The 24,278-nt window shown below is 68.9% G+C and carries 26 protein-coding genes and 1 tRNA gene; 17 read left to right on the top strand and 10 right to left on the bottom strand.

Translation table 11 applies throughout. The features are described from left to right. Positions 1-89: 89 nt before the first annotated feature. Positions 90-172: transfer RNA gene (locus ACIA5H_RS33950), tRNA-Tyr, on the bottom strand. Positions 173-346: 174 nt separating this feature from the next. Between ACIA5H_RS33950 and ACIA5H_RS33955 the strand changes: the two genes are divergently transcribed. Together ACIA5H_RS33955 and ACIA5H_RS33960 are read left to right on the top strand one after the other, a co-directional pair. Then, positions 347-838, top strand: coding sequence for a YajQ family cyclic di-GMP-binding protein (locus tag ACIA5H_RS33955; protein ID WP_039802015.1), 492 nt, complete (start codon positions 347-349; stop codon positions 836-838). 69 nt (positions 839-907) lie between these two features. Next, positions 908-1,372, top strand: a complete 465-nt coding sequence (locus ACIA5H_RS33960; RefSeq protein ID WP_356962518.1) for a MarR family winged helix-turn-helix transcriptional regulator — start codon at positions 908-910, stop codon at positions 1,370-1,372. An 11-nt stretch (positions 1,373-1,383) separates the two neighbouring features. On the opposite strand, the gene htpX is transcribed toward ACIA5H_RS33960, so the two are convergent. Together htpX and ACIA5H_RS33970 are read right to left on the bottom strand one after the other, a co-directional pair. Next, the gene (htpX, locus tag ACIA5H_RS33965; protein WP_355072031.1) at positions 1,384-2,265 is read right to left on the bottom strand and encodes a zinc metalloprotease HtpX; all 882 of its coding nucleotides are present in this window, start codon (positions 2,263-2,265) and stop codon (positions 1,384-1,386) included. Between the two features lie 158 nt (positions 2,266-2,423). After that, positions 2,424-3,464, bottom strand: coding sequence for a polyprenyl synthetase family protein (locus tag ACIA5H_RS33970; protein ID WP_355072144.1), 1,041 nt, complete (start codon positions 3,462-3,464; stop codon positions 2,424-2,426). A gap of 223 nt (positions 3,465-3,687) precedes the next feature. Between ACIA5H_RS33970 and ACIA5H_RS33975 the strand changes: the two genes are divergently transcribed. The 3 genes from ACIA5H_RS33975 to ACIA5H_RS33985 are packed head-to-tail and all read left to right on the top strand — an operon-like array spanning position 3,688 to position 5,897. Beyond that, entirely contained in the window at positions 3,688-4,956 is a 1,269-nt protein-coding gene (locus ACIA5H_RS33975) for a geranylgeranyl reductase family protein (RefSeq protein WP_397080017.1), read from the top strand. A 16-nt stretch (positions 4,957-4,972) separates the two neighbouring features. Continuing rightward, complete coding sequence (locus ACIA5H_RS33980) at positions 4,973-5,401, top strand: AraC family transcriptional regulator (RefSeq protein WP_355072027.1); 429 nt, start codon at positions 4,973-4,975, stop codon at positions 5,399-5,401. Positions 5,402-5,459: 58 nt separating this feature from the next. Further along, a complete protein-coding gene (locus tag ACIA5H_RS33985) occupies positions 5,460-5,897 on the top strand; it encodes a VOC family protein (protein WP_397080020.1) in 438 nt (145 codons plus the stop codon). Positions 5,898-5,940: 43 nt separating this feature from the next. Here ACIA5H_RS33985 and ACIA5H_RS33990 read toward each other — a convergent pair whose 3' ends face one another. After that, positions 5,941-6,447, bottom strand: coding sequence for a DUF2505 domain-containing protein (locus tag ACIA5H_RS33990; protein WP_355072025.1), 507 nt, complete (start codon positions 6,445-6,447; stop codon positions 5,941-5,943). A gap of 39 nt (positions 6,448-6,486) precedes the next feature. On the opposite strand from ACIA5H_RS33990, the gene ACIA5H_RS33995 reads away from it, so the two are divergent. The 5 genes from ACIA5H_RS33995 to ACIA5H_RS34015 all read left to right on the top strand — a co-directional run bounded on the left by ACIA5H_RS33995 (position 6,487) and on the right by ACIA5H_RS34015 (position 13,761). Continuing rightward, a complete protein-coding gene (locus ACIA5H_RS33995; protein WP_356962523.1) occupies positions 6,487-6,960 on the top strand; it encodes a DUF3592 domain-containing protein in 474 nt (157 codons plus the stop codon). A 109-nt stretch (positions 6,961-7,069) separates the two neighbouring features. Beyond that, positions 7,070-8,212 carry a glycosyltransferase family 4 protein gene (locus ACIA5H_RS34000; RefSeq protein ID WP_397080023.1) on the top strand — a complete coding sequence of 381 codons (1,143 nt, stop codon included), beginning with the start codon at positions 7,070-7,072 and terminating at the stop codon, positions 8,210-8,212. A 74-nt stretch (positions 8,213-8,286) separates the two neighbouring features. Then, entirely contained in the window at positions 8,287-8,991 is a 705-nt protein-coding gene (locus tag ACIA5H_RS34005) for a demethylmenaquinone methyltransferase (RefSeq protein ID WP_355072019.1), read from the top strand. Between the two features lie 102 nt (positions 8,992-9,093). Further along, positions 9,094-13,275 (top strand): molybdopterin-dependent oxidoreductase, encoded by a 4,182-nt coding sequence (locus tag ACIA5H_RS34010; RefSeq protein WP_397080025.1) that lies wholly within the window; start codon positions 9,094-9,096, stop codon positions 13,273-13,275. Positions 13,276-13,410: 135 nt separating this feature from the next. Then, on the top strand, positions 13,411-13,761 hold the full coding sequence (locus ACIA5H_RS34015; RefSeq protein ID WP_397080027.1) for a hypothetical protein: 351 nt from the start codon (positions 13,411-13,413) through the stop codon (positions 13,759-13,761). A 21-nt stretch (positions 13,762-13,782) separates the two neighbouring features. Here the strand turns inward: ACIA5H_RS34015 and ACIA5H_RS34020 are convergent, their stop codons facing one another. Further along, on the bottom strand, positions 13,783-14,817 hold the full coding sequence (locus ACIA5H_RS34020; protein WP_397080082.1) for an aldo/keto reductase: 1,035 nt from the start codon (positions 14,815-14,817) through the stop codon (positions 13,783-13,785). Between the two features lie 120 nt (positions 14,818-14,937). On the opposite strand from ACIA5H_RS34020, the gene ACIA5H_RS34025 reads away from it, so the two are divergent. Next, positions 14,938-15,552 carry a TetR/AcrR family transcriptional regulator C-terminal ligand-binding domain-containing protein gene (locus ACIA5H_RS34025; RefSeq protein WP_397080029.1) on the top strand — a complete coding sequence of 205 codons (615 nt, stop codon included), beginning with the start codon at positions 14,938-14,940 and terminating at the stop codon, positions 15,550-15,552. On the opposite strand, the gene ACIA5H_RS34030 is transcribed toward ACIA5H_RS34025, so the two are convergent. Next, positions 15,549-16,151, bottom strand: coding sequence for a TIGR03086 family metal-binding protein (locus tag ACIA5H_RS34030; protein ID WP_379253986.1), 603 nt, complete (start codon positions 16,149-16,151; stop codon positions 15,549-15,551). The two genes, ACIA5H_RS34025 and ACIA5H_RS34030, sit on opposite strands and share 4 nt — an antisense overlap. A gap of 125 nt (positions 16,152-16,276) precedes the next feature. Between ACIA5H_RS34030 and ACIA5H_RS34035 the strand changes: the two genes are divergently transcribed. After that, positions 16,277-16,525, top strand: a complete 249-nt coding sequence (locus tag ACIA5H_RS34035) for a hypothetical protein (protein WP_379253987.1) — start codon at positions 16,277-16,279, stop codon at positions 16,523-16,525. 129 nt (positions 16,526-16,654) lie between these two features. Beyond that, positions 16,655-16,879: a hypothetical protein gene (locus tag ACIA5H_RS34040; protein ID WP_397080031.1), complete on the top strand. Its 225-nt coding sequence runs from the start codon at positions 16,655-16,657 to the stop codon at positions 16,877-16,879. A gap of 5 nt (positions 16,880-16,884) precedes the next feature. Here the strand turns inward: ACIA5H_RS34040 and menD are convergent, their stop codons facing one another. The 3 genes from menD to ACIA5H_RS34055 all read right to left on the bottom strand — a co-directional run bounded on the left by menD (position 16,885) and on the right by ACIA5H_RS34055 (position 19,868). After that, positions 16,885-18,528, bottom strand: a complete 1,644-nt coding sequence (gene menD / locus ACIA5H_RS34045) for a 2-succinyl-5-enolpyruvyl-6-hydroxy-3-cyclohexene-1-carboxylic-acid synthase (RefSeq protein ID WP_397080033.1) — start codon at positions 18,526-18,528, stop codon at positions 16,885-16,887. 162 nt (positions 18,529-18,690) lie between these two features. Further along, complete coding sequence (locus ACIA5H_RS34050; protein WP_355072006.1) at positions 18,691-19,137, bottom strand: DUF6918 family protein; 447 nt, start codon at positions 19,135-19,137, stop codon at positions 18,691-18,693. 74 nt (positions 19,138-19,211) lie between these two features. Further along, a complete protein-coding gene (locus ACIA5H_RS34055) occupies positions 19,212-19,868 on the bottom strand; it encodes a PaaI family thioesterase (protein ID WP_379253989.1) in 657 nt (218 codons plus the stop codon). Positions 19,869-20,055: 187 nt separating this feature from the next. Here ACIA5H_RS34055 and ACIA5H_RS34060 point away from each other — a divergent pair, with 187 nt between their 5' ends. The 3 genes from ACIA5H_RS34060 (at position 20,056) to menE (ending at position 22,841) form a co-directional block, all read left to right on the top strand. Beyond that, on the top strand, positions 20,056-20,949 hold the full coding sequence (locus tag ACIA5H_RS34060; RefSeq protein ID WP_159841692.1) for a 1,4-dihydroxy-2-naphthoyl-CoA synthase: 894 nt from the start codon (positions 20,056-20,058) through the stop codon (positions 20,947-20,949). A 1-nt stretch (position 20,950) separates the two neighbouring features. After that, positions 20,951-21,343: a VOC family protein gene (locus tag ACIA5H_RS34065; protein WP_355072004.1), complete on the top strand. Its 393-nt coding sequence runs from the start codon at positions 20,951-20,953 to the stop codon at positions 21,341-21,343. A gap of 337 nt (positions 21,344-21,680) precedes the next feature. Then, positions 21,681-22,841, top strand: coding sequence for an o-succinylbenzoate--CoA ligase (gene menE / locus ACIA5H_RS34070; RefSeq protein ID WP_355072003.1), 1,161 nt, complete (start codon positions 21,681-21,683; stop codon positions 22,839-22,841). Between the two features lie 48 nt (positions 22,842-22,889). Here menE and ACIA5H_RS34075 read toward each other — a convergent pair whose 3' ends face one another. Further along, positions 22,890-23,174 carry a nuclear transport factor 2 family protein gene (locus ACIA5H_RS34075; RefSeq protein ID WP_397080037.1) on the bottom strand — a complete coding sequence of 95 codons (285 nt, stop codon included), beginning with the start codon at positions 23,172-23,174 and terminating at the stop codon, positions 22,890-22,892. Between the two features lie 77 nt (positions 23,175-23,251). Between ACIA5H_RS34075 and ACIA5H_RS34080 the strand changes: the two genes are divergently transcribed. Then, positions 23,252-24,244 (top strand): ATP-binding cassette domain-containing protein, encoded by a 993-nt coding sequence (locus ACIA5H_RS34080; protein ID WP_355072000.1) that lies wholly within the window; start codon positions 23,252-23,254, stop codon positions 24,242-24,244. Positions 24,245-24,278: the final 34 nt, after the last annotated feature.

Here is a 24,278-nt window from a genome sequence, read left to right on the forward strand (position 1 = left end):
GCGGGGCGTGGGGGTTGCACCCCCACAAGACATTACGAAGCGAGCCCTGTACGCGCTTTCTGCGTACAGGGCTCGCCTAGTGAGCGGAGTGGCAGGTGTAGGATTCGAACCTACGTAGGCTTTCACCGACAGATTTACAGTCTGCTCCCATTGGCCGCTCGGGCAACCTGCCTTTCGCGCATTGTTTCGCGCGCTGAGCAGAATACATCGAACCCGCACCCTGAATGCAAACCGGCTGGCTATCGGCCGTGCGACGCGACTACCCTCGGGTCTCCGGGTAGAACTGACGGGGGCTGGAAGCGTCCGGTTCAACTCACCCGTCGGACCATCAGAACAGGAGCGCAGCGTGGCTGATTCGTCTTTCGATGTTGTGAGCAAGGTCGACCGGCAGGAGGTCGACAACGCCCTGCATCAGGCGGAGAAGGAACTCAACACCCGCTACGACTTCCGCGGCACCGGCGCGTCGATCGAATGGTCCGGCGAGGACAAGATCGTCCTCACCGCGGAGGCGGAGGAGCGCGTCAAGGCCGCGCTGGAGGTGTTCAAGGAAAAGCTGATCCGCCGCGACATCTCGCTGAAGGCGTTCGACGCGGGTGAGCCGGTCTCCTCCGGCAAGGTCTACAAGATCACCGGTTCGCTGGTGCAGGGCATCGACTCCGAGCACGCGAAGAAGATCTCCAAGAAGATCAGGGACGAGGGCCCCAAGGGCGTGAAGGCGCAGATCCAGGGCGACGAGCTGCGCGTGAGCAGCAAGAAACGCGACGATCTGCAGGCCGTCATCGCCCTGCTGAAGGGCGAGGATTTCGGGATCGCGCTGCAGTTCGTCAACTACCGCTGAGCTCCGGGTCCGCAGCGCGGCCGGGTCGGTCGCGTTCAGCGTGTTTACGAGGGTGCTAGAGGGGACTGCATGTCGACCGAGGAGCGGGCCGGACTCGGCGTGGACGAGGGCATCCGCACGTTGTTGCTGCTCATGCCGCGCGTGGTCGGACGGGCCAAGAAGTTGGGCGTTCCCCCGGAGCTGGAATCCTTCTCGCTGGCGCCGCGGCACCTGTCGTTGCTGGCCAACCTGGTGTTCGACGGCCCGACCACGGTGACGGACCTGGCCGCCCGGCTGGAGGTGGCGCCGACGACGGTGAGTCTCATGGTCGGCGAACTCAGCAAGCAGGGTGTGCTCGAACGCGGCACGGACCCGGACGACCGCAGACGCACCATCGTCGCCATCGCATCGGCGCACGAGCGATCCGTGCACAAATGGCTGGGACGCAGCGCTCGCGCCTGGCGTACGGTGCTCGAGCCGCTCACGGCCGAACAGCGGAAGTTGTTCGTCGATACGTTCCGCGCTTACGAAGACCAACTGGCCTCGGACGACTGAGGCCGCCGGGCTCAGTACCGGCGGGGACCGCCCGCCATCTCCTCCAGCCGGGCGATGCGCTCGTTCATCGGCGGGTGCGTGGTGAACCAGCGGGCGACCCGCTCACCCGGACGGAACGGGTTGGCGATCATCAGATGCGACTGCGACGCCAGCCGCGGTTCGGGCGGTAGTGGCGCGGTGTGGACGCCGCGTTCGATCTTCCGCAGTGCGGAGGCGAGGGCCAGCGGGTCGCCGGTCAGTTCGGCGCCGGATTGGTCGGCCTGGAATTCGCGCGAGCGGGAGACGGCCAGCTTGATCAGCGTGGCCGCGATCGGGCCGAGCAACGACACCAGCAGCACGGCCAGCACGTTCGGTCCCTCGCCGTTGCGGTTGCCGCCGAACATGGACGCGTAGACGGCCAGGTTGGCCAGGCCCGAGATGACGGCGGCGAGCGCACCCGCGATCGAGGAGATGAGGATGTCGCGGTTGTAGACGTGCGACAGTTCGTGGCCGAGCACGGCCCGCAGTTCCCGCTCGTCGAGAAGTTGCAGGATGCCGCTGGTGCAGCACACCGCGGCATGGCGCGGATTGCGTCCGGTGGCGAAGGCGTTGGGCGCGTTCGTGGGGCTGATGTACAGCCGCGGCATCGGCTGGCGCGCGATGGTGGCCAGCTCGCGCACGATCCGGTACATGACCGGCGCCTCCAGCTCGCTGACCGGCTGCGCGTGCATGGCCCGCAACGCGATCTTGTCGCTGTTGAAGTACGCGTAGGCGTTCATGCCCACCGCGAGCAGGATCGCGACGACGAGGATCGTCGGGTTGCGGAACAGCGCGCCGATGAACACGATCAGGGCCGACAGGCCCACCATCAGCCCGAAGGTCTTCAGCCCGTTCGCAAACCCGTGCCCGTGCATACGTCTCCCTTGCCGCTCCCCCGTTCACCGAGTCGCCTTACAGCAGATAAACGATAGAAGCTCCAGGCAAAGTTCCGATGAATGCGCGCCAAGCCGAAATCAGCCGGCGGAAATCAATCCCCGCCGACATGCGCCCCGGCTCATGAGCGGCGGACCACTCAACCCACGCGTTCGATGGTGTAGCGGACCAGCCGCTCCAGCGCGTCGTTCGCGGGGCCGCCGGGCAGGGCGGACAGCTCGGCGTAGGCGAGGTCGGCGTAGCCCTGGAGCTTCTCCTTGGCCAGCGCCATGCCGCGGGAGTCGGCGAGCAGGTCGAGCGCCTCTTTCACCTCGTCGTCGGTCTCCAGCGGACGCGCGAGCAGCTTGCGCAGCCGGTCGCCGTCGACGCCCTCCTCGCGCAGCGCGTACAGCACCGGCAGCGTGTGCACACCTTCGCGCAGGTCGGTGCCAGGGGTCTTGCCGGACTGCTCGGAGGCGGAGGAGATGTCGATGATGTCGTCGGAGATCTGGAAGGCGGTGCCGACCGCGTCGCCGAGGCGGGCCAGTCGCTCCACGTGCTCGGCATCCGCACCCGAGAAGGTGCCGCCGAAGCGGCCTGCGGCGGCGATGAGCGAACCGGTCTTCTCCCACACCACGCGCAGATAGTGCTCGACGGGGTCCTGGGATTCGCGGGCGCCCATGGTCTCGCGCATCTGACCGGTGACGAGTTCGGCGAAGGTCTCGGCGATGATGCGCACCGCGTCGGGACCGAGGGTGGAGGTGAGCCGGGACGCGTGCGCGAACAAGTAGTCGCCCGCGAGGATGGCGATGTTGTTCCCCCACCGCGAGTTGACGCTCGGCGCGCCGCGGCGCATCGGGGCCTCGTCCATCACGTCGTCGTGGTACAGCGTCGCCAGGTGCACGAGTTCGACGACGGTGCCCGCGGTGACCAGAGCGGGATCGGCGGGGCGCGGGCCGAGCTGTCCGGTGAGGATGGTGAAGAGCGGACGGAATCGCTTGCCGCCGGCCTTGGCCAGGTGCAGCGCCGCCTCCTGGAGGAATTCCGCGCCGTCGGACAGCTCGTCGACGAGGAGTCTCTCCACGTCAGCCAAGCCGTTGCGCACGGTGTCGGCCAGCCCGACGTCACCGAGATCGACCCCGGCCACGACCGTGCCCGCGTCGCTCCCGGCTTCGCTGTGCCCGCCGTGCGCCGTGTCCATGATTCGCTCGCTGCGCTCGCTCATGGCCGATGTGCTCATTCCTTCTCCCAGCGATGCGTCCGACCCCACGGTAGAGAACCTAGCGTGTCCCCGTCGGATGGCCCATGAACACCGTCACTCTGTGGCGGATCGTCCACTGTCGCACCGCCTCGATGGTGACCGTCCACGACGCGAGCGCGACCGCCGTCGACATCGGCGAGACGGCCCTGCGAGTATGGACCGCATGGGTTCACCGGAAGCGAGTCCCGCGCCCGACGAGGACGCGTTGCCCAGCCGGGCCGAGGTGCTGGTCGTCGGCGCGGGCCCGGCCGGATCGGCGTCGGCGGCCTGGGCGGCGCGGGCCGGACGGGACGTAGTGCTCGTCGATTCCGCCGTTTTTCCCAGGGACAAGACCTGCGGTGACGGGCTCACCCCGCGTGCGACCGCCGAATTGGAGCAGCTGGGGCTCGGCGAGTGGGTGCGCGCGCACGTCGTCAACCACGGCCTCCGGATGACCGGCTTCGGCCGCGAAGCGCTGCTGAACTGGCCGGGCGGTTCCTTCCCCACGTACGGAAGCGCGGTTCCCCGAACCGAACTCGACGACAAGTTGCGCGAGACGGCGGTGAAGTCGGGCGCGCGCATGGTGGACGGGACGAAGGTAATGGATGTCACCCGGGAGGGTGACCGCGTCACGGGTGTGACGGTGCGCACGGCGGGCGGCACGCGCACCATCGCCTGCCGGACGCTGGTGGTCGCCGACGGGGTGCGTTCGCCGATCGGGCGGCTGCTCGGCCGCGTCTGGCATCGGCAGTACGCCTACGGCACCGCCGCGCGGGCCTACATCAAGTCCGGTCGCAGCGACGACCAGTGGATCACCTCGCATCTGGAGTTGCGCGACGCCTCCGGCGAACTGGTTCCCGGCTACGGCTGGGTGTTCCCGCTCGGCAATGGCGAGGTCAACATCGGTGTGGGGTCGCTGGCCACGGAACGTCGCCCCTCGCACATCGCGTTGAAGCCGCTATTGGCGCACTACACCGCGCTGCGCACCGAGGAATGGCAATTCGAGGGCTCGCTGCGCGCGGTCGCCTCGGCCCTGCTGCCGATGGGCGGGGCGGTCTCGAACGTCGCGGGGCGCAACTGGGTGCTGATCGGCGACGCGGCGGGGTGTGTGAACCCGCTGAACGGCGAAGGCATCGATTACGGCTTGGAGGGCGGCCACATGCTGGCCGGCCTGCTGGACGAGCCCGACTTCACCACGATCTGGCCGCAGACCCTGCGCGCCCGCTACGGACGCACGTTCTCGGTCGCCCGGCGGATCGCGGGCCTGGCCACGCACCCGCGCATGGTGCCGCTGGGCGGTCCCCCGGTGATGCGGTCGAAGTACTTGCAGCGCACCGCCGTCCGGGTGATGGGCAATCTGGTGACCGACGAGGACGTCGACCTGACCGCGCGGGCGTGGCGGATGGCGGGCCGGGCATTGCTGCGCTTCGACGAGCGTCCGCCGTTCGCTTAGGGACGAGGGCGGCGCGATGGGCGGACAACGAGCGCGCGGCTTGCCCGCGCTGTATCTGCTCCCGCATCTGCGCCGAGCCAGGGACCTCGCGGACCGCCATTACGCCGACCCGCTGCATCTGGAGGAACTGGCGGCGGCCGCCGGGGTGTCGAAATACCACTTCCTGCGCGCGTTCGCCGCGGTCTACGGCCGCACCCCCGCCGTGTACCTGGCCGAGCGGCGCATCGAACGCGCCCAGGACCTGCTGCGCTCGACCAATCTGACGGTCACCGAGGTGTGCATGCTGGTCGGCTACAGCAGCCTCGGCTCGTTCAGCAGCAAGTTCCGGCAGTTGGTCGGGGTCACGCCGTCGGAATACCAGGCGAAGTTCGCCGACGGCGCTCCGCGTATCCCCGGCTGTTTCGTTTTCATGCACGGGCTCTCCGACCGCAAGCCGCCAGGCTGACCGAACGGCGCAATTTCGGAGAAGCCGGTGGCCCCGCGCCCGCCATAGCGTGGACCGCATGACGACGATTACGAACGTTTCCCTGGTGACGGTGTACGTGACGGACCAAACCGCCGCGAAAGAGTGGTACGTCGACAAGCTCGGCTTCATCGAGACCAGTGATGTCACGATGGGCGACAACGGTTTCCGCTGGGTCACCGTCGCGCATCCCGCGCACCCCGAGCTGGAGATCACGCTTATGCTTCCCGGCCCGCCGCTGGACGAGAACTACGCCGACGCCGTCCGGCGGGCGCTGGCCAACGGCACGCACGGCTCGCTCGGCCTGCGGACCGAGAACTGCCAGAAGACCTTCGAGGAACTCACCGCCAAAGGGGTGGAGTTCGTGCAGCCGCCCGCCGAACGGCCCTACGGGACCGAGGCGATCATCCGGGACAATTCGGGAAACTGGCTGGTCCTGGTGCAGCCGAAGGAGTTCTCGCCGCAGGCCTTCGCCTAGGCCGCGACGGCGTTGCCCCGGCGCGCTGGGGCAACGCGCGCGCTCACGCGGTCGACTCGGCGGACAGCCAGTCCTCGATGCTTTTGCGCTCACCCTTCAGCACTCGGTGGAGCAACTGCTCGGCGAGTGGCTCGATCGCGCCGCCGACCACGAGAACCTTCACCCGCACGGTGCCGACGACCTCGATCTCGGAACCTTCCGCGGTGGAACGGATCTCGTAGGACCCCGACATCGCGGTGTTGATGCCGCCGGTGGAGACCTCGAAGGTGCCTTTGGCGACCTCGCCGACCAGCGGCTGCCAGTTGTCGGTGCGGGAGAAGGTGAGTTCGCTCCTGAGCACCTTGCGGACCAGCGCGGGCACCTTGTCCTCGGGAGCCTTCTCGGTCATATGGATGCGAATGGTGCCCGCGCCGTCGGGATGCGACAGGTCGACTGTCGCCGTCTCCGCCTCGGCGAAGCGGGACCGCCAGACGTCGTCGGTGATGAGTGCCCGGTGGAGATCTTCGACCGGGACTGTGTACGGCACGGTGAAGCTGAATTTTCGGGACATGGCCGCCACCGTAGCCGAGCCGATCGGTAGCCTGTGGCGGTGTCGGAAACCAGCCAGTTCACCAGGCGGCCGATCCGCCTGCGACGGGCCAGGATCGGCGTGTTGATCGCCGCGACGGCGGTGAGCGTGCTCGTCGGGCTGCTGGTGCTGGCCGCGTGGCGCAACGATTATCTGATCAGCTCGGACAAGGGCAGCACGACGGCCGAGGTGCTCTCGGCGGGACGGCTGCGCTCGGCGGTCATGTACGTCACACCGGACGGCGAGACACACAATCCGAAGGTCGGCGTGCTCTATCCCACCAACTTGACCGCGGGCGAGCGGATTCGTGTGGAGTACCGCCGCAGCGACCCGGACCTGGTGCGGGTGGAGGGCCGTGACGTGCGCGTCGCCATTCCGCCCGCGTTGTCGGTGATCGTCGTGGTGTGGCTGCTCGCGCTGCCCGCGCTGTGGTTGCTCTTCCGCGCGGGTAGGCGTGGTCCCGCGCCGGTGGTCAGGCCCGCGCCGCAGGCCTGAGATCCGCGTCACCGGGAAAGCGGTCGGGGTTCCGATAGTTCGCCGGATCTTTCCGTGCGCTTCACTTCGGCGTGGCGGCGTGGCGCGGTGTAGCGGTCACGCTGGGAGCGTGCGTGTAGCGATCGTCGCGGAGTCGTTCCTGCCGAACATGAACGGCGTGGTCAACTCGGTGCTGCGGGTGCTCGACCACCTGGACCGGAACGGGCACGAAGCGCTGATCATCGCGCCGGACACCCCCCGCGGACAGCCCGCCGCACCGCGCCACTACGAGCGTTTCCCGGTCCACCGGGTACCCGCGGTCATGGTCCCGAAGGTCAGTTCGCTGCCGGTCGGGCTGCCCCAGCCGGGCATCGTCTCGGCCATCGAGGACTTCGACGCCGAGGTGGTTCACCTGGCCTCTCCGTTCCTGCTCGGCGCCGGCGGCCTCGGCGCGGCATTGCGGCTGGATCTGCCCACTGTCGCGGTGTATCAGACCGACGTGGCCGGCTTCGCCAAGAGTTACGGGCTCGGGCTGGCGAGCCGTGCCGCCTGGGGCTGGACCCGGCGCATCCACGAGGGCGCCACCCGCACGCTCGCCCCGTCCCGGGCCGCCGCGGAGGACCTGGCCAGGCACGGCATCCCGCGCGTGCACCGCTGGGGGCGCGGCGTCGACATCGCGCGGTTCACGCCGAGCGCCCGCTCCGCCGAACTGCGGGACGGCTGGCTCGCGGGCCGGGACCGCCTGCTGGTGGGCTTCGTGGGGCGACTCGCGCCGGAGAAGCACGTCGAGCGGCTCGCGGTGCTGGCCGCCGACCCGGACATCCAGCTGGTGATCGTCGGCGACGGGCCGGAGCGTCAGCGGCTGGCCCGGCTGATGCCGACCGCGGTGTTCACCGGCGAACTCGGCGGCGGCGAGCTGGCGCGGGCGTACGCCAGTCTGGACGTCATGGTGCACGCGGGCGAACACGAGACGTTCTGCCAGGGCGTGCAGGAGGCGCTGGCCTCCGGTGTCCCGGTGATCGGTCCCGACGCGGGCGGTCCCCGCGACCTGATCGCCCACTGCCGCAACGGCTATCTGCTTCCGGTGGACCGGTTCAGCGAGTTGCTGCCCAGTGCTGTCGGGGCGCTGCACGATCCGGAGCTGCGGACCCGGTTCGCCGGGGCGGCGCGGAAGTCGGTGCTGTCGCGGACTTGGCCCGCCATCTGCACCGAGTTGATGGGCCACTACACCGAAGTGACCGGCGCGCGGATTCGGTTGCCGCATACGGCATGAACCCGGCCGAAGCGTGACGGAGGTATCCACGCGCCGCGCTCGGTTCGTATCAGACCGCGAGTTAGGGTCTTCCCGTGCCGAAAACGCAATCGAACCGGGCCTCGTTGGACAAGCAGCCGCGCGAAGTCGCGGCGATGTTCGATGGCGTCGCCCGGCGCTACGACCTGACCAACACGGTGATCTCCGCCGGACAGGATCGCTATTGGCGCTGGGCGACCCGCAAGGCGCTGGCGGCACGGCCGGGCGAGCGGCTGCTCGACCTCGCGGCGGGCACCGGTGTATCCACCCTGGAATTGCAGAAATCCGGCGCGTGGTGCCTCGCAGCCGACTTCTCCAAGGGCATGCTCAGCGCGGGCCGGTTCCGCGACGTGCCGATGGTGGCGGCCGACGCGATGGCGCTGCCGTTCGCCGACGACTCCTTCGACGCGGTGACCATCTCCTTCGGGCTGCGCAACGTGGCCGACACCGACCTCGCCCTGCGCGAGATGCTGCGGGTCACCAAGCCCGGCGGCAGGCTGGTGGTGTGCGAGTTCTCCGCGCCGGTGCTGCCGGTGTTCCGCACGGTGTACCTGGAGTACCTGATGAAAGCGCTGCCCAAGGTGGCGCGCGTGGTGAGCAGTAATCCCGAAGCCTACGTCTACCTGGCCGAATCGATCACGGAGTGGCCCAATCAGCGCAGGCTGGCGATGCGGATCGCGGCGAACGGGTGGTCGTCGGTGAAGTGGCGCAACCTCACCGGGGGCGTGGTGGCCCTGCACCGCGCCTACAAGCTGGACTGAGCCGGAGACCTGGATCACACCTCACCGACCCATCCGGGAGCGGTGAGGAGGAATGTCACCTGGCGATAACGCGAGGTAAATCCGGCGCAATCGGCGGTCCGCATGATCGGAGACATGACCGATCCAGTGACCGGCCGCGGCGACGGCACCGCCCGAACGGCGTGCTCGTACTGCGGCGTCGGCTGCGGGATAACCGTGTCGACCGCCGCCGACGGCGCGGGCAAGCCGGTGATCGCCAAGGTCAGCGGTGACAAACTGCATCCGGCGAACGCCGGCAGGCTGTGCACCAAGGGGGCGACCCACGCGGAGTTGATGCGCACTCCCGGACGGATGGAGACCGCCTACCGGCGCTTCGAGCGCGGCCAGGTTCCGGTGCCGTTCCCCGTCGACGAGGCCGTCCACGAGGCGGCCACTCGGTTGCGCGCGATTCTCGACGAACACGGTCCGGACGCGATCGCGCTGTATGTCTCCGGGCAGATGTCGCTGGAGGCGCAGTACCTCGCGACCAAACTCGCCAAGGGTTATCTGCGTACGGTGCACATCGAGGCGAACTCGCGGCTGTGCATGGCCAGCGCGGGCACCGGGTACAAGCAGTCGCTCGGCGCGGACGGGCCGCCCGGCTCCTACGACGACTTCGAGCACGCGGACCTGTTCTTCGTCATCGGCGCGAACATGGCCGACTGCCACCCCATCCTTTTTCTCCGGATGGCCGATCGCCTGAAGACGGGCGCGAAGCTCATCGTGGTCGACCCGCGCCGCACCGAGACCGCCGCGCGCGCCGACCTGTTCCTGCAGATCGCGCCCGGCACGGATCTCGCGCTGCTCAACGGGTTGCTGCACCTGCTGGTCGCAGGCGGCCACATCGACGCGGAGTTCATCGCCGAGCACACCGAGGGCTGGGACGCGATGCCGGAGTTCCTGGCCGACTATCCGCCGGAGCGCGTGGCGGAGATCACCGGACTGGCCGAGGCCGACATCCGGACCGCGGCCGAATGGATCGGCGCGGCGGGCGAGTGGATGTCGCTGTGGACGATGGGACTCAACCAGTCCACACACGGCACCTGGAACACCAACGCGCTGTGCAACCTGCACCTGGCCACCGGCGCGATCTGCCGTCCCGGCAGCGGGCCGTTCTCGCTCACCGGGCAGCCGAACGCGATGGGCGGGCGCGAGATGGGGTACATGGGCCCCGGCCTGCCCGGCCAGCGCAGCCTGCTCTCCGCCGAGGACCGCACGTTCGTGGAGACCGCGTGGGAACTGGCGCCCGGCACCCTGCGCACCGAAGCCGGACCCGGCACGGTGGAGATGTTCCGTGAACTGGCCGAAGGAACGATCAAAGCGGCCTGGATCATCTGCACCAACCCCGTCGCCACGGTGTCGAACCGGAAGACCGTTATCGCGGGGTTGGAGGCGGCCGAACTGGTGATCGCCCAGGACGCCTACACCGAGACCGCGACCAACGCCTACGCCGACCTGCTGCTCCCCGCCACGCTGTGGGCGGAAGCCGACGCGGTGATGGTGAATTCCGAACGCAACCTCACCCTGCTGCAGCAGTCGGTCCCGCCCATCGGCGACGCGCGGCCGGACTGGCGGATCATCGCCGACGTCGCCACCGCCATGGGTTTCCCCGGCTTCGACTTCGCCTCCAGCGCCGAGGTGTTCGACGAGATCAAGCGGTTCGCGAATCCCGCCACCGGCTACGACCTGCGCGGCGTGACCTATGCGGCGCTGCGCGAAGGGCCGATGCAGTGGCCGTGCGCGGAGCCGGACCGCAGGCGCAACCCGATCCGTTACGTCAACGACGGCGTCAGCCAGACGCTGTTCATCGACGAGAACGGCCACCGGCCCCGGCTGGCCTTCGCCACGCCGAGCCGCCGCGCGGTGTTCTGGCCCCGGCCGCACCTGCTGCCGGAGGAGATGCCCGACGACGACTATCCGTTCCTGCTGAACACCGGTCGCCTGCAGCATCAGTGGCACACGATGACCAAGACCGGCAAGATCGACAAACTGACCAAGCTGAACGGCACGCCGTTCGTCGAGGTGCATCCGGCCGACGCCGAGCGGCTCGGTCTGCGCACGGGCGACCAGCTCGAGATCGCCTCCCGCCGTGGCCGTGCGGTGCTGCCGGTGCAGGTCAGCGACCGGGTGCGGCAGGGCGACTGCTTCGTGCCGTTCCACTGGAACGACGAGCAAGGCGAATACCTGACCATCAACGCGGTCACCAACGACGCGGTCGATCCGGCCTCGCTGCAACCGGAGTTCAAGGCCTGCGCGGTGGCGCTACGCCGGGTGGCTTCCGTGCCGTGGCCGCAGGATCCCGCCGCGCTGCCCGCGGCTCAGGCGGCGCACCCGCTGGCCGCCGTGCTCGGCCTCGACAGCGGCACCGCCCCCACGCTCAGCGAGACCGAGCGGATCTACCTCAGCGGCTATCTGGCGGCGTTGCAAGCGCTTCCGGTGACCGGTCAGCCGGTGCTTCCGGAGACGGCGCCGATGTCCGCGCACACCAGGCTGTGGGTCGACGGGCTGCTGGCCGGGATGTATTCGCGTAGTGCGGCGACCACGACGGACACGGGCGCCGCCGCTCGCACGGTCACCGTGCTGTGGGCCTCGCAGACCGGCAACGCCGAAGAGTTCGCCGCCGCCGTCGCGGCACATCTCGCCGAGCACGAATTCACACCGCGCCTATCGGACCTGGACTCCTGCGATCCGGGTGCGCTCCAGGGCGACGTGCTGGTGGTCAGCAGCACGTTCGGCGACGGAGGGCCGCCGGACAACGGAGCCGATTTCTGGGATCGGCTGGCCGACAGCGTCGTGCGGCTGACCGGTATGCGTTACGCCGTGTTCGCGCTCGGCGACTCCTCCTATGACGACTTCTGCGGTTACGGTCGCAAACTCGACCAGAAATTCGCCGAACTGGGCGCGACCCGATTGCTCTCGCGCGTCGACAGTGAACCCGACTACCAAGACGCGGCACAGCGCTGGCTCGATGACGTGCTCGCCGCCTTGGGCGACGGCCCGGCCGAGGACCCCGCCGATTCGCCGGTGACCGGTGCGGCCGCGCCGAGCCGACCCACGCCCCGTGGCGGCGGGGTGGCCACGGTGGAGTCGCCGAGCATGGCCCCGGCGCTCGGCCGCACCCGCACCGCACCGTTCACCCGGGCCGCGCCGCTGCGTGCCGCACTGGTGCGCAACGAGTTACTCTCCGCCGCGGGATCATCGAAGGAGGTGCGCCGCTTCGCGTTCGATCTGCGCGGCTTGGACGCCGCGTACGAAGTGGGCGATTCGCTGGGCGTCTGGCCGGTGAACAGCACCGCTCTGGTCAGCGAATGGCTATCCGCCGCCGGGCTGGACGGTCGCCGCGTGGTGGAAGTCGACGAGCGCGAAGTTCCCCTGGCCGATGCGCTGCGCACGCACTTCGACATCACCAAGGTCGGTCAGGATCTGCTCGGCTTCCTCGCCGAGCGCAACGCCAGCGGCAAACTCGCCAAACTGCTGCGCCGAGACAATCGCAACGAGCTGGCGAACTACCTGTGGGATCGGCAGGCCGTCGACGTGCTGCGCGATTTCCCCGTGCGGGCCGATCTGGTGGAGTGGCTCGGCACTCTGAAAAAGCTGCAGCCGCGCCAGTATTCGATCTCGTCGAGTCCGCGGGTCAGCCCGGATGAAGTGGAGCTGACCGTCGGCATCGTGCGCTACGGCGACCCGGCGGCCACCGGTTCGGCGGCGCGGCGCGGCGGCGTTTGCTCGACCTTTCTCGCCGATCGCGCCGACCTCACCGACACGGCGGTGCCGATCTTCCTGCAGCGCGCACCGCATTTCCGTCCTCCGGCCGACCCGACCGCGCCGATGATCATGGTGGGCCCCGGCACCGGCATCGCCCCATTCCGCGGATTCCTCCAGGAGCGCAGGGCCCTCGGCTGCACCGGACGCAACTGGCTGTTCTTCGGCGATCAGCACGCGGCGCACAATTTCTACTACCGCACCGAGCTGGAGGACATGTTCCGTTCCGGCTTCCTGACCCGGCTCGACCTGGCCTTCTCCCGAGACCAGCGCGAACGGATCTACGTGCAGCACCGCATGATCGAGCACGGCGCCGAGCTGTGGTCCTGGCTGCGCGACGGCGGCCACTTCTACGTCTGCGGCGACGCCAGCCGCATGGCCAAGGACGTCGACGAGGCGCTCCTACGAATCGCCCGCATCCACGGCAAACTCGACGAGGACGGCGCACTGGCCTTCAAGAAGCAACTCGTCGCCGAGAAGCGCTATGTCCGCGACGTGTACTGACCGACCGTATCGCCAGGCTCACAGCGCCCGATTCAGTGATATATATCACATCATGGAACGCGGTCGCACCCCGCTCCGTCGAGAACACGACGGGTTCGAAGCGACCGTCACCGACCGCTGGGGGACGAGGCTGCCGTGGAAGAGCCGACACACGACGAACTGACGGACTCCATCGTTCGAGCCGGGACCTGGGAAGGCTTGAAAATCCAGTTATTTCATGGCATCCCACACATTGTCGAACGCGACGAGGCGGCGCTGACTCCGCCGATCGCCATGCGGTTCTCGCCCGACACGCTGCTCGCGTACTACCGGCGTATCGCGCGGGACGGTTCACGAGGCAGCGCCACAACTTCGTGGGACTGGTGGATGGTCCTGATGTCCACCCACCTCGGCGAGGCGATATACGACCTGGACCGCATCGACGGTCCGGCCGTGATCACGATCGGCAAGTTCGGCTTCACCGCGACGCCGATCCGAGGGTGCTGACCGCCCGCCGTCGATACTTGCTCACACCGCGGGTGGGTTCAGGCGGGTGAAGTCCGGGAGGCGGTAGTACGGGTAGTAGGGGTAGGGCGGGGTGGTGGCGCTGGCTTTGTCCAGGCGGGCGATCTGGTCGGCGTCGAGTTCCCAGCCGATCGCGCCGAGGTTCTGGCGCAGTTGCTCCTCGTTGCGGGCGCCGACGATGACCGTCGCGACGGTGGGGCGGCGCAGCAGCCAATTGAGCGCGATCTGCGGGACCGTCTTGCCGGTTTCGGCGGCCAACTCGTCGAGGACGTCGACCACGTCGTAGAGCTTCGCGTCGTCCACCGGAGGGCCTGCCTCGGCGGTCCGGTGCAGGCGGCTACCTTCCGGAAGCGGTTGTCCGCGGCGGATCTTGCCGGTGAGCCTGCCCCAGCCGAGCGGACTCCAGACCACCGCGCCTACGCCCTGGTCGCGGCCGAGCGGCATGAGCTCCCATTCGTAGTCCCGCCCGACCAGCGAGTAGTAGACCTGGTGCGCGACGTACCTGGTCAGCCCGTTGCGATCCGCCGCGGCAAGGGATTTCATCAACTGCCAACCCGCGAAGTTGGACGCGCCGACATAGCGGATCTTGCCCGCGCGCACCAGATCGTCCAGCGCGGCGACGACTTCCTCGACCGGCGTGCCCGCGTCGAATGCGTGCAGCTGGAACAGATCGATGTAGTCGGTGCCCAGCCTGCGCAGCGATCCCTCCACCGCACCGATCAACCTGGCCCGGCCGGAACCGGCGTCCCGCGGACCCGGTCCGGTCGGCAGCGTCGCCTTGGTGGACAGCAGCAGCCGATCGCGTCTGCCCTTCACGGCGGCGCCGAGCACTTCTTCGGAGGCACCGTCGGAATAGACATCGGCGGTGTCGAACATGGTCACGCCTGCGTCCAAACTGATGTCGACCAGCCGTCGCGCCTGTTGGGCATCGGTATCGCCCCATGCTCCGAACAGCTCGCCGCGACCGCCGAAGGTGCCCGCCCCGAAGCTCAATGCCGGGACGTGCAGGCCCGACGCGCCGAGCCGCCGGTACTCCATCTGCGTCTCAACCATCCGAACGTTCACTGGACCGCCCTCCTAAAGGGTCTGTAGTTCCATTAACACTTCGGACGGTACACCGCTTCGCGCGTAAATGAAACTGGAGTACCGTTATTAGCCATGGATGACGCGACACCCGGCTCCGTCCGGCCCGGCGGACGGACCGCCCGGGTCCGGACGGCCGTCCTGCGCGCCGCGGGCGACCTGCTGACCGAACGCGGCTTCGCCCACCTGGACCTCGCCGAAGTCGCCACGCGCGCCGAGGTCGGCAAGACCACCGTCTACCGCCGCTGGCGCACACCCACCGGCCTGATCGCGGACCTGTTGGTCGACATGGCCGAGCAGTCGCTGCCGCACGCCGACACCGGCTCGCTCCTCGGCGACCTCACCGCCAATGCCCGCCTGGTCGCGAAAACCCTGTCCGATCCCCGCCAAGGCAGGCTCTTCCGCGCCGTAATCGCGGCCGCCACCTGCGACGAGTCCACCGCAGCCGCCCTGCGCCGCTTCTACGACGTGCGACTCACCGAATGGTCGGTCTGCGTGGCGGCCGCCATCGCGCGCGGCGAAGCGCCCGAGCGCACCGACGCACGCGCGGTGCTGTCCGCGGTGTCGGCACCGCTGTACTACCGGCTGCTCGCCAGCGGCGATCCGATCGATGACATCGTCGCGGACCGCGCCGCCCGCGCCGCCGTCGATGCCGTACGGGCGGGCACGTTCGTGTCCGCCGCCGACTAGCCCAGCACCGCTCCCCGGTCACCCGCGGTCCAGTCGGCGCGGCGACCGGTGAAAGCGAGGACTCGCTCCAAGGCGGTGGCATCGGGCGCGACCGGCACCACCGGCCCGAACAGACCCGGCACCCCTTCGGCGGGTGTGCCGCGCAGCATGTCCAGCAAGGTCGCCAGATCTTCGGCGGCACACGAAAACGGCTGACCGGTGGCCTTCGCGAGATCCCAGCCGTGCACGACCACCTCGTCCAGCGCGATCCTGGCCATCACCGGGGCGGGCTCGTTCACCCCGCCCGCCTCCGTGTCGCCGTCCCAGGCCGCCGGCTCCCGCCACGCCGCCACCAAGGCATCGAGCTGAGCCGGAATGCGCTCGCGCCAGTCCTCTGCCAAGGCGCGCTCGGCAGGGGCGCCGGGCGCGACGGATCCGCCGACGGCCTCCTTGGTCGCCGACTGACGGAATGCCTCGGTCAGATCGACTACGTGGGCGAGCAGATCGCGGACCGTGGTGTCGGCGCACGGTGTCGGCGCCGTGAGCTGGTCGTCGGCGATGCCGCCGACGACGGTCGCCAGAGTGGCGGCCGCGGGCTCGAAATCGAACTCGGGATTCATCGGGCCTCCTCGGTGTGGGACGTCTCCGGAAATAGAGACGGAGCGAGACGCCGAAATTGAGCGGCGAGTCGTTCCGCAATCAACCTGTAGCGGCGAAAAGCCCTGGAAAAGCGGATAATTGAAAGATGAAGGGTGATCGGGTCGAGATCGTCGTCGACGTCGGCGACGGGTCCCGCAGTTACGAAATCGCGGCAACCCGAGCGGGTAGGCGGGTCGAGGTGAGGATCGCGCGAGGCGTGGTCGAAGTCAGCGAAGTGACGCGATCGGGGACGGCCGTGCGGACCGCGCGGTTCATGGCCGGGCGCATGCTCGCGCTGGTCGAGCACCCCGCGGACGCGACGGCGGCGCAGGTGGGCGAAGCGCGACAACACTGAGCGCCGGGTGCTTGCCGTACGCCCGGACCGCGGGCATCCTCGATGCAGTCCGAGTTGATCGTCCGCCTCGATTGCGGCGTGCCACGACGGGTATGCCGATCGAGAGGCCTACGCGGAGAGGAGCGCACGATGTCAGATCCCCTTGCCGACGCGATCCCGGAGGCCGATCTCGCCGAGCAGTCCGTTCCGGCGTATCCGGAGGAGCCGGTGCTCGCCGACGAGCCCGAGCAGGACGAAGCCGTCGGACGGGCGACTCCGGAGCGCGACACCTTCGAGGCGAACCCGGCGGACGTGATCGAACAGTCCATCGCGGTTCCGCTCGATGACGAACCCGAGGACGAATCCGGCTACTGACCCGGTCAGGGCTGAATCTCGGCCCGCACCGTCGCGTGCAGTTCCCGCAGGCTGGACCGCTCGGTGGCCACCTCGAGCACCCGCATGCCATGGGCGTGCCCGGTCAGCTCGACGGCCAGCTGCTGCGGATCCACCTGCCGGTGCGGAATGCGATAGGCGGCGCACAAGGCGGCGAGATCCATGCCGTGCGGGGTGCCGAAGACCCGCTCGAACACGCCCGCGTATTGCGGGTCGCCCTGCTCGAGCAGTTCGAAGATGCCGCCGCCGTCGTCGTTGGCGACGACGATGGTCAGATCGGCGGGCCGCGGTTCGCCGGGCCCGATCAGCAGGCCGGACGCGTCGTGCAGGAAGGTCAGGTCACCGATCAGGGCGATGGTGCGCCCGTCGTGGTGCAGAGCGGCGCCGACCGCGGTGGACACCGTGCCGTCGATACCCGCTACGCCGCGATTCGACAGCACCCTGATCCCCGGACGCGGATGCGACACCAGCGCCGCGTCCCGCACCGGGTTCGAGGCGCCGAGCAGGAGTTGGTCACCGTCGCGCAGTGCGTCCATCACGACCGCGGCGACGTGCAGCCCGGTCGGCTTGGGGTGCCGCGCGAGTGCGCCACGCACCACTTGGTCGGCTTTCGCGTTCAGTTCGCGGCAGTGCTCGAGCCATTGCGCGCCGGGTGCGCCGACGGTGACGGCGCGGGTACCGGTGCCGACCACGTTGCCGGACACGTCGGGCCAACGCGGACCGGTGGTCAGCGCGTAGACCCGGACGTCCGGGTCGGCGAGCACCTTCGATACCTGCCGGTGCAGGGTCGGGCGGCCGGTGATGATCGCCTGCGTCGGCCGCAACAGCGGCAGCACGAGGGGATGCAGCGCGGGACCGTGCATCGGGGCGGTGGGTTCGGCGACGGTGGGCAGATTCGCCAGCTCCGGCCGCAAGCCTGCGCCGTGTCCGGAGATCACGACCGTGTCGGGCGTGAGGTCGAGATCGAGCGGCACGTCCAAGGTGGCGTATTGGGTGTCGGTCCAGGCGCACTCCCCCGCGCGGCCCCCCGGAGCCGTCTCACCCGGTTTCAAGTCGGGGACCAAGGGCTCGCGCAGCGGCACATCGAAGTGCACCGGGCCGGCGTTGCCGGAGCGGGTACCGCGCGCCGCCGCAAGCACCCGGCAGACCGCCGAGCGCCACTGGCTGTTCTGCCGGCCATAGGGCGGATGCTCGGCGTCGCCCGGCTCCTCCTCCGCGAGACCGAGCGAGATGGTGGCGCGAACCTGGCTGCCGAACAGGCCGAACTGTTCGACGGTCTGATTGGCGCCGGAGCCGAGCAGCTCGTAGGGCCGGTTCGCGCTGAGCACCACCAGCGGGACCCGAGCGTAGTTCGCCTCGAGCACGGCAGGCCCGAGATTGGCCACCGCGGTACCCGAGGTCATCACGACCGGGACCGGGAGTCGGCTCGCGATCGCGAGCCCGACGGCGAGGAAGCCCGCCGTTCGCTCGTCGATCCGCATGTGCAGGCGCAGTCGCCCGGCCGAATCGGCGGCTTGCAGGGCGAATGCCAGCGGAGCGTTCCGGGAGCCGGGGCACAGGACGACATCCCGCACGCCCCCGCGCACGAGTTCGTCGACGACGACCTGCGCTTGTGCTGTAGACGGGTTCACGCCTCCAGACTGGCAGACAGTCAACTAGAAGTCCGCGCCGGGAGGTTCGCAATCACACTGTGTCGTCGCACACGGGCCCATCCACGGCCGGGCTCGCGTCCGAGTGCCGCCGCGTACGCGACGAAGTCGCCGGCGGCGGTCGCTCGGACGCGAGTCACAAAATCATCCAGCGTGCTTCTGGATCAGGTCGCCGACCCGCGGCAGCGCCTCGATGACGTTCTTCTTCGCCGAGGAACGCATCGAGGAGTAGACCTTCTGCAGGGCAGGACGGCTGGAGGACTCGGCCCGGGCGTCGGTGACGGCGAGCAACGCCTCGGCGACCTCATCGGACTTGGCGACGAGCAGATCGGCGAACTTGCCGGAGCCCGACGCCGTGTACTCCTGCCAGAACGGCTCCAGCTGCGCGACCAGTTTGGGCGCCAACGACTCCAGCGCATCGGGCACGATGGACGGGCTGATCTTCTTGACCGCCGCGTAGCCACCCTTCACAGCCAGGCCGGACGCACCACCCTTGTCCGACACCTCGGCGTCGAGAACCTCGACGGCATCGGCAAGGAAAGCCGGGCGCTTCGCGTCGTCGAGCAGGGATTCAGACAGTGCTGCAACCACTTTCAGGTTCCTCCGGATCGGTATCGATGAACGAGCGAGGGCAACTATACGTGCCCGCGCCAGCATTCACCCGGCTACGGCTGCCACGGTAGCAACTCGACCATCAGACCTTCGCAGTCCGCGAGGAGATCGCCCTGCTCATCGAGCAATTCGGCGGTGATAAAAGTTTTTCGCCCTTCGATCCGATCGACCCGTCCGCGAACCGTCAGTTCCGTCTCGAGCGGAGTGATCTTGCGGTAGTTGACGTGAAGATACGCGGTGCGGCTGATCGGCCGTCCGGCGTAATGCACGATCATGCCGAGCAGATCGTCGAACAGCAGCGGCAGCACACCGCCGTGCGCGGCGCCGTTGCCGCCGAGATGGAAGCGGCGGAACACACCCGTCATCTCGAGGCCGTCCGGGCCCGCCTCGACCACCCGCCACGGCAACAGCAGAAGGCTTCCCCGCCCAGGCAATTCGACCGCGCGGCCCGCCGGTCCATGCAACTCGGGGGCGCGGTAGGGCTCGAGCAGGTCGATCAGCTCGCGGGCTTTGGCCTGCGCGGCCCCGAAGACGTCGTCCGGCGCGTTCGCGCTCACCGCGAGATCCTGCAACGTCCGCATGGCTTCGATGAACCCGCCGAAGTTCGGCCCGACCTTCGCGGGTGTGACCTTCGGAAACCCGCCGTGCTTCTCGTACCGGGACCCGTCCACCGCGCTCCGGTCTATAACCGGTTTCACTCGCTCGCTCATACTTGCACGGTAACGCGTAGTTTTACACCGTCAAATCGAAGTCCGGCCAACCCCGCGCGAATGCCCGGGTTCGCGGGACCTCGACCGCACCGCTCGCCTCCGCCGCCGCTGGATCGCAAGTCCCGGGTCGTCGCCGCTTACGGGCCCGACCACGACTTTCAGGCGAAGCGAGACCTAGCATTGCCCGGTGACGTTCAATCCGAAGCTGTGGCGCCCCGTTCCGGGATTCGAGAACCTGACCGACATCACCTATCACCGGCACATCGAGCAGGGCACCGTGCGTGTCGCGTTCGACCGGCCGGAGGTGCGCAACGCGTTCCGCCCGCACACGGTCGACGAACTCTACCGGGCACTCGACCACGCGCGGATGACTCCGGACGTCGGCGCGGTGCTGCTCACCGGCAACGGGCCCAGCCCCAAGGACGGCGGTTGGGCCTTCTGCTCCGGGGGTGACCAGCGCATCCGCGGTCGCAGCGGATACCAGTACGCCAGCGGCGAGACGGCCGACACGGTCGACCAGGCCCGTGCGGGCCGCCTGCACATCCTGGAGGTGCAGCGGTTGATCCGTTTCATGCCGAAGGTGGTGATCGCGCTGGTGAACGGCTGGGCCGCGGGCGGAGGTCACAGCCTGCACGTGGTCTGCGATCTGACCTTGGCCAGCCGCGAGCACGCCCGGTTCAAGCAGACCGACGCCGACGTGGGCAGCTTCGACGGCGGCTACGGCAGCGCGTACCTGGCCAAGATGGTCGGCCAGAAGTTCGCCCGCGAGATCTTCTTCCTTGGCCGCCCCTACACCGCCGAGGAGATGCACCAGATGGGCGCGGTGAACAAGGTCGTCGACCACGCGGAGCTGGAGGACGTCGCGCTGGAGTGGACCGCCGACATCAACGGCAAGTCCCCGCAGGCGCAGCGCATGCTGAAGTACGCGTTCAATTTGCTGGACGACGGACTCGTGGGCCAGCAACTTTTCGCGGGCGAGGCGACCAGGATGGCCTACATGACCGACGAAGCCGTCGAGGGCCGCGACGCGTTCCTGCAGAAACGCAAGCCGGACTGGACCCCCTACCCCTGGTACTTCTGACATGGACATCCTCAGCAGCCGGATCATCCTGCGGCCCGCCGACTACCAGGCCACGCTCGCGTTCTACCGGGACGGGCTGGAACTGGCCATCGCGCGGGAGTATCCGGGCGGCACGGTCTTCTTCGCGGGACAGTCGCTGATCGAGGTGGCCGCGCACGGCGGGTCCGGAGAATCGTCGTCGTTCGAGGGCGCGATCTGGCTCCAGGTGCGCGACGTCTCCGCCGCCGCCGTGGAACTGGCGCTGAAGGGCATCGCGATCGATCGCGCCCCCGTCGAGGAGCCGTGGGGTCTGCACGAGATGTGGATACGCGATCCAGACGGTGTGCCGATCGTTCTGGTGGAGGTTCCGCCTGCCCATCCGATCCGGCGGGATTCCCGCTGGCAGGCGTCGTAGCAACGGTTCCATTCGGTAGTTCGGCGGGCCGCACCGAGTTGCCAACGCGTCGACCGGCGAGGACGATAACGCTCGGATGGCCACCCGACCGCCGACGTCCGGGCCGGCTGTGTCCGTGTCCCGTCCGACGAGTGAATCGCAGTCTCGATGCCTGTCCCACTTGAGCCCCGATCCGACCGGATGGCCGCGCTACGGGCGCGCCACTCCGGCATACCGACCCGTTCCGCACGCGGCGGCGCGGGCATGACACGATCCCTACCGTGAGGGAGTGCAGCGAGCGAGCCATGGGCACAGCGGCTCTGGGCACCACCGAGCCGGGCGAGCGGCGAGGCATGGCATGACCAAGAAACTGCGTACCTTGCCGATGCCGACCGGGTCCGGTCTCGGCGACGTCATGCCCCACCTACGGGAGGCGCTGGAAGGTAACGGGGCCGCCTGGCTCCCCATTCCCACCAGCGATCGGCGCGAGGCGAGGCGCCTGAGCGACGCTTTGTCGCCGGGCGAGCCGATCGACGAGGACATCGCTCTGGTGGTGACCACCTCGGGCACCACGGGCATACCGAAGGGCGCGATGCTCAGCTCGTCGGCCCTTCGCGCCAGCGGCACCGCTACCCACGACCGGCTCGGTGGCCCCGGCAACTGGTTGCTGGCCCTGCCGACCCATCACATCGCCGGTATCCAGGTGCTGTTGCGCAGCATCCTGGCGGGGACCGAACCCACCGTGCTCGACGTGTCCGGCGGATTCCTGCCCGAGGCCTTGGCGGGCGCCATCTCGGGTATGCGCGGGGAGCGGCGCTACACGGCCCTGGTGCCGACCCAGCTGATCAAAGCGTTGGAGTCGCCGGTCGCCGCCACCGCGCTGGCCGAGCTCGACGGTGTGCTGGTGGGCGGCGCGGCAACTCCGCTGCCGGTCTACGAGCGCGCGCGAGCCGCGGGCATCACCGTGGTGCGCACCTACGGCATGAGCGAGACCTGCGGCGGTTGCGTGTACGACGGCGTGCCGCTGGAGGGCACGAAGGTCCGTATCGAAGAGGGCCGGGTGGTGCTGGGCGGCGCGATGATCGCCTCCGGCTACCGCAATCAGCCCGACCATCCCGCCTTCGCCGAGCCGGGCTGGTTCCGCACCGAGGACGCGGGCACCTTCGACAACGGCGTATTGAGCATCACCGGGCGACTGGACGAGGCGATCACGACCGGCGGCCTGCTGGTGATCCCGCAGGTGGTCGAGGCCGTGCTGATCAACCACCCGGCCATCAGCGAGGTGGTCGTCCTCGGCTTGCCCGACGAACGGCTCGGCCAGCGCGTCGCGGTCGCGGTGATCCCCGCCCCAGGCGCCACCCCCAGCCTCCCCGAGCTGCGCGAATACGTCTCCGCCGAACTGGACTCCATCGCGGCCCCCCGCGAACTAGCCGTCCTCGACGAATTCCCGCTCCGCGGCCCCGGCAAGCCCGACCGCGCCAAACTGCGCGAATACCTCTTGGCCGAGTCGACCCGCTAGCGGATCGCCGGGCAGCGTACGCGTCCGGCGAAGCTCTCCCGGCCATGGCTAGGCGCGCAAGTAACGGCTCAGATCGCCCGTCAGGTGAATATGAACCCGGCGCTCCACGAATCGCCACTGCCCGTCGACGCGTTCGAAGCGGTCGTGGTAGCGGCCTGCCGCCACGGGTTGCATCTTCTCGACGCCTTCCCGGCCCCTGATCGTCGTACCGCTGCCGACGAAGACGCCGTCGGCGAACAGCGCGCCGACACCGGCGAAATCCCCGGCGTCGACCAGTTCCGCGTACTTCATGATCAGGTTCGTCACGGCAGTCGTATCAGCGGCTGTGCTCACATTCGTGAGGGTAGCGGCGGAAATCAAGCCAGCACGACGCAAGAGCCGTGCAAGTCCGGGCATCCACAGTTGTCCACATGACTTCTTTCGCACCAACTTCAGCGCTCGCCGTCGAGGCGGACGGCCTGGTCAAGGTGTTCGGGGAACAGCGGGCCGTCGACGGCGTGAGCCTGGCGGTGCCGCAGGGCTCGGTGTACGGCGTGCTCGGACCGAACGGCGCAGGCAAGACCACGACCATCCGGATGCTCGCGACCCTGTTGCGACCGGACGGCGGCAGCGGACGCATCTTCGGCCACGACGTGGTCGCCGAGCCGACCGCCGTCCGCTCGCTCATCGGTGTCACGGGGCAGTACGCCTCGGTCGACGAGGACCTGAGCGCCACCGAGAACCTGATCGTCTTCTCCCGACTGCTCGGCCTGAGTCGCGTCGACGCCCGGCGCAAGGCGGCCGAGCTGCTGGAGGAATTCGATCTCACCGAGGCGGCGAACAAGCCGCTGCGGCACTTCTCCGGCGGTATGCGACGCCGCCTCGACCTGGCGGCCAGTCTCATCGCGACGCCGCCGCTGCTGTTCCTCGACGAACCGACCACCGGGCTCGACCCGCGCACCCGCGCCCAGATGTGGGAGACCATCCGCCGCCTCGTCCGCGAAGGCGCGACGGTGCTGCTCACCACCCAATACCTGGACGAGGCCGACCAACTGGCCGACCGCATCGCGGTGATCGACCGCGGCAAGGTGATCGCCGACGGCACGGCCGACGAACTGAAGGCCTCCGTGGGCGGTTCGTCGCTGCATCTGACGCTGGTCGATCGCGGCCAGCTCGACGAGGCGCGCCGCATCGTCGGCGATTTCCTCGGGGTCGAAGCGCAGATCACCCCGGAGGCCGGGCGGCTCACCGCGCCGTTGACCGACGCCGGAGTCACCGCCGATCTGCTGATCCGCCTGCGCGAGTGGGAGATCGGCATCGATGAGATCACCGTGACCAAACCGAGCCTGGACGAGGTCTTCCTCACCATCACCGGCCACCCGGCCGAGGACACCACCGACGATTCCGCGAAAAGCGCGGCATGAGCGTCCGGACCGCAGGCAGCAGCCCGCGTGACCA

This window comes from Nocardia sp. NPDC051900 (genome assembly GCF_044452545.1).
GTDB classification, from domain to species: Bacteria; Actinomycetota; Actinomycetes; order Mycobacteriales; family Mycobacteriaceae; genus Nocardia; species Nocardia sichangensis.

Coding starts and splice junctions, on each gene's coding strand:
- ACIA5H_RS33960 (WP_356962518.1), top strand. CDS start 908: ATGTCGACCGAGGAGCGGGCCGGACTCGGCGTGGACGAGGGCATCCGC.
- htpX (WP_355072031.1), bottom strand. CDS start 2,265: ATGCACGGGCACGGGTTTGCGAACGGGCTGAAGACCTTCGGGCTGATG.
- ACIA5H_RS33970 (WP_355072144.1), bottom strand. CDS start 3,464: ATGGACACGGCGCACGGCGGGCACAGCGAAGCCGGGAGCGACGCGGGC.
- ACIA5H_RS33975 (WP_397080017.1), top strand. CDS start 3,688: ATGGGTTCACCGGAAGCGAGTCCCGCGCCCGACGAGGACGCGTTGCCC.
- ACIA5H_RS33980 (WP_355072027.1), top strand. CDS start 4,973: ATGGGCGGACAACGAGCGCGCGGCTTGCCCGCGCTGTATCTGCTCCCG.
- ACIA5H_RS33985 (WP_397080020.1), top strand. CDS start 5,460: ATGACGACGATTACGAACGTTTCCCTGGTGACGGTGTACGTGACGGAC.
- ACIA5H_RS33990 (WP_355072025.1), bottom strand. CDS start 6,447: ATGTCCCGAAAATTCAGCTTCACCGTGCCGTACACAGTCCCGGTCGAA.
- ACIA5H_RS34010 (WP_397080025.1), top strand. CDS start 9,094: ATGATCGGAGACATGACCGATCCAGTGACCGGCCGCGGCGACGGCACC.
- ACIA5H_RS34020 (WP_397080082.1), bottom strand. CDS start 14,817: ATGGAGTACCGGCGGCTCGGCGCGTCGGGCCTGCACGTCCCGGCATTG.
- ACIA5H_RS34025 (WP_397080029.1), top strand. CDS start 14,938: ATGGATGACGCGACACCCGGCTCCGTCCGGCCCGGCGGACGGACCGCC.
- ACIA5H_RS34030 (WP_379253986.1), bottom strand. CDS start 16,151: ATGAATCCCGAGTTCGATTTCGAGCCCGCGGCCGCCACTCTGGCGACC.
- ACIA5H_RS34035 (WP_379253987.1), top strand. CDS start 16,277: ATGAAGGGTGATCGGGTCGAGATCGTCGTCGACGTCGGCGACGGGTCC.
- ACIA5H_RS34040 (WP_397080031.1), top strand. CDS start 16,655: ATGTCAGATCCCCTTGCCGACGCGATCCCGGAGGCCGATCTCGCCGAG.
- ACIA5H_RS34055 (WP_379253989.1), bottom strand. CDS start 19,868: ATGAGCGAGCGAGTGAAACCGGTTATAGACCGGAGCGCGGTGGACGGG.
- ACIA5H_RS34065 (WP_355072004.1), top strand. CDS start 20,951: ATGGACATCCTCAGCAGCCGGATCATCCTGCGGCCCGCCGACTACCAG.
- menE (WP_355072003.1), top strand. CDS start 21,681: ATGACCAAGAAACTGCGTACCTTGCCGATGCCGACCGGGTCCGGTCTC.
- ACIA5H_RS34080 (WP_355072000.1), top strand. CDS start 23,252: ATGACTTCTTTCGCACCAACTTCAGCGCTCGCCGTCGAGGCGGACGGC.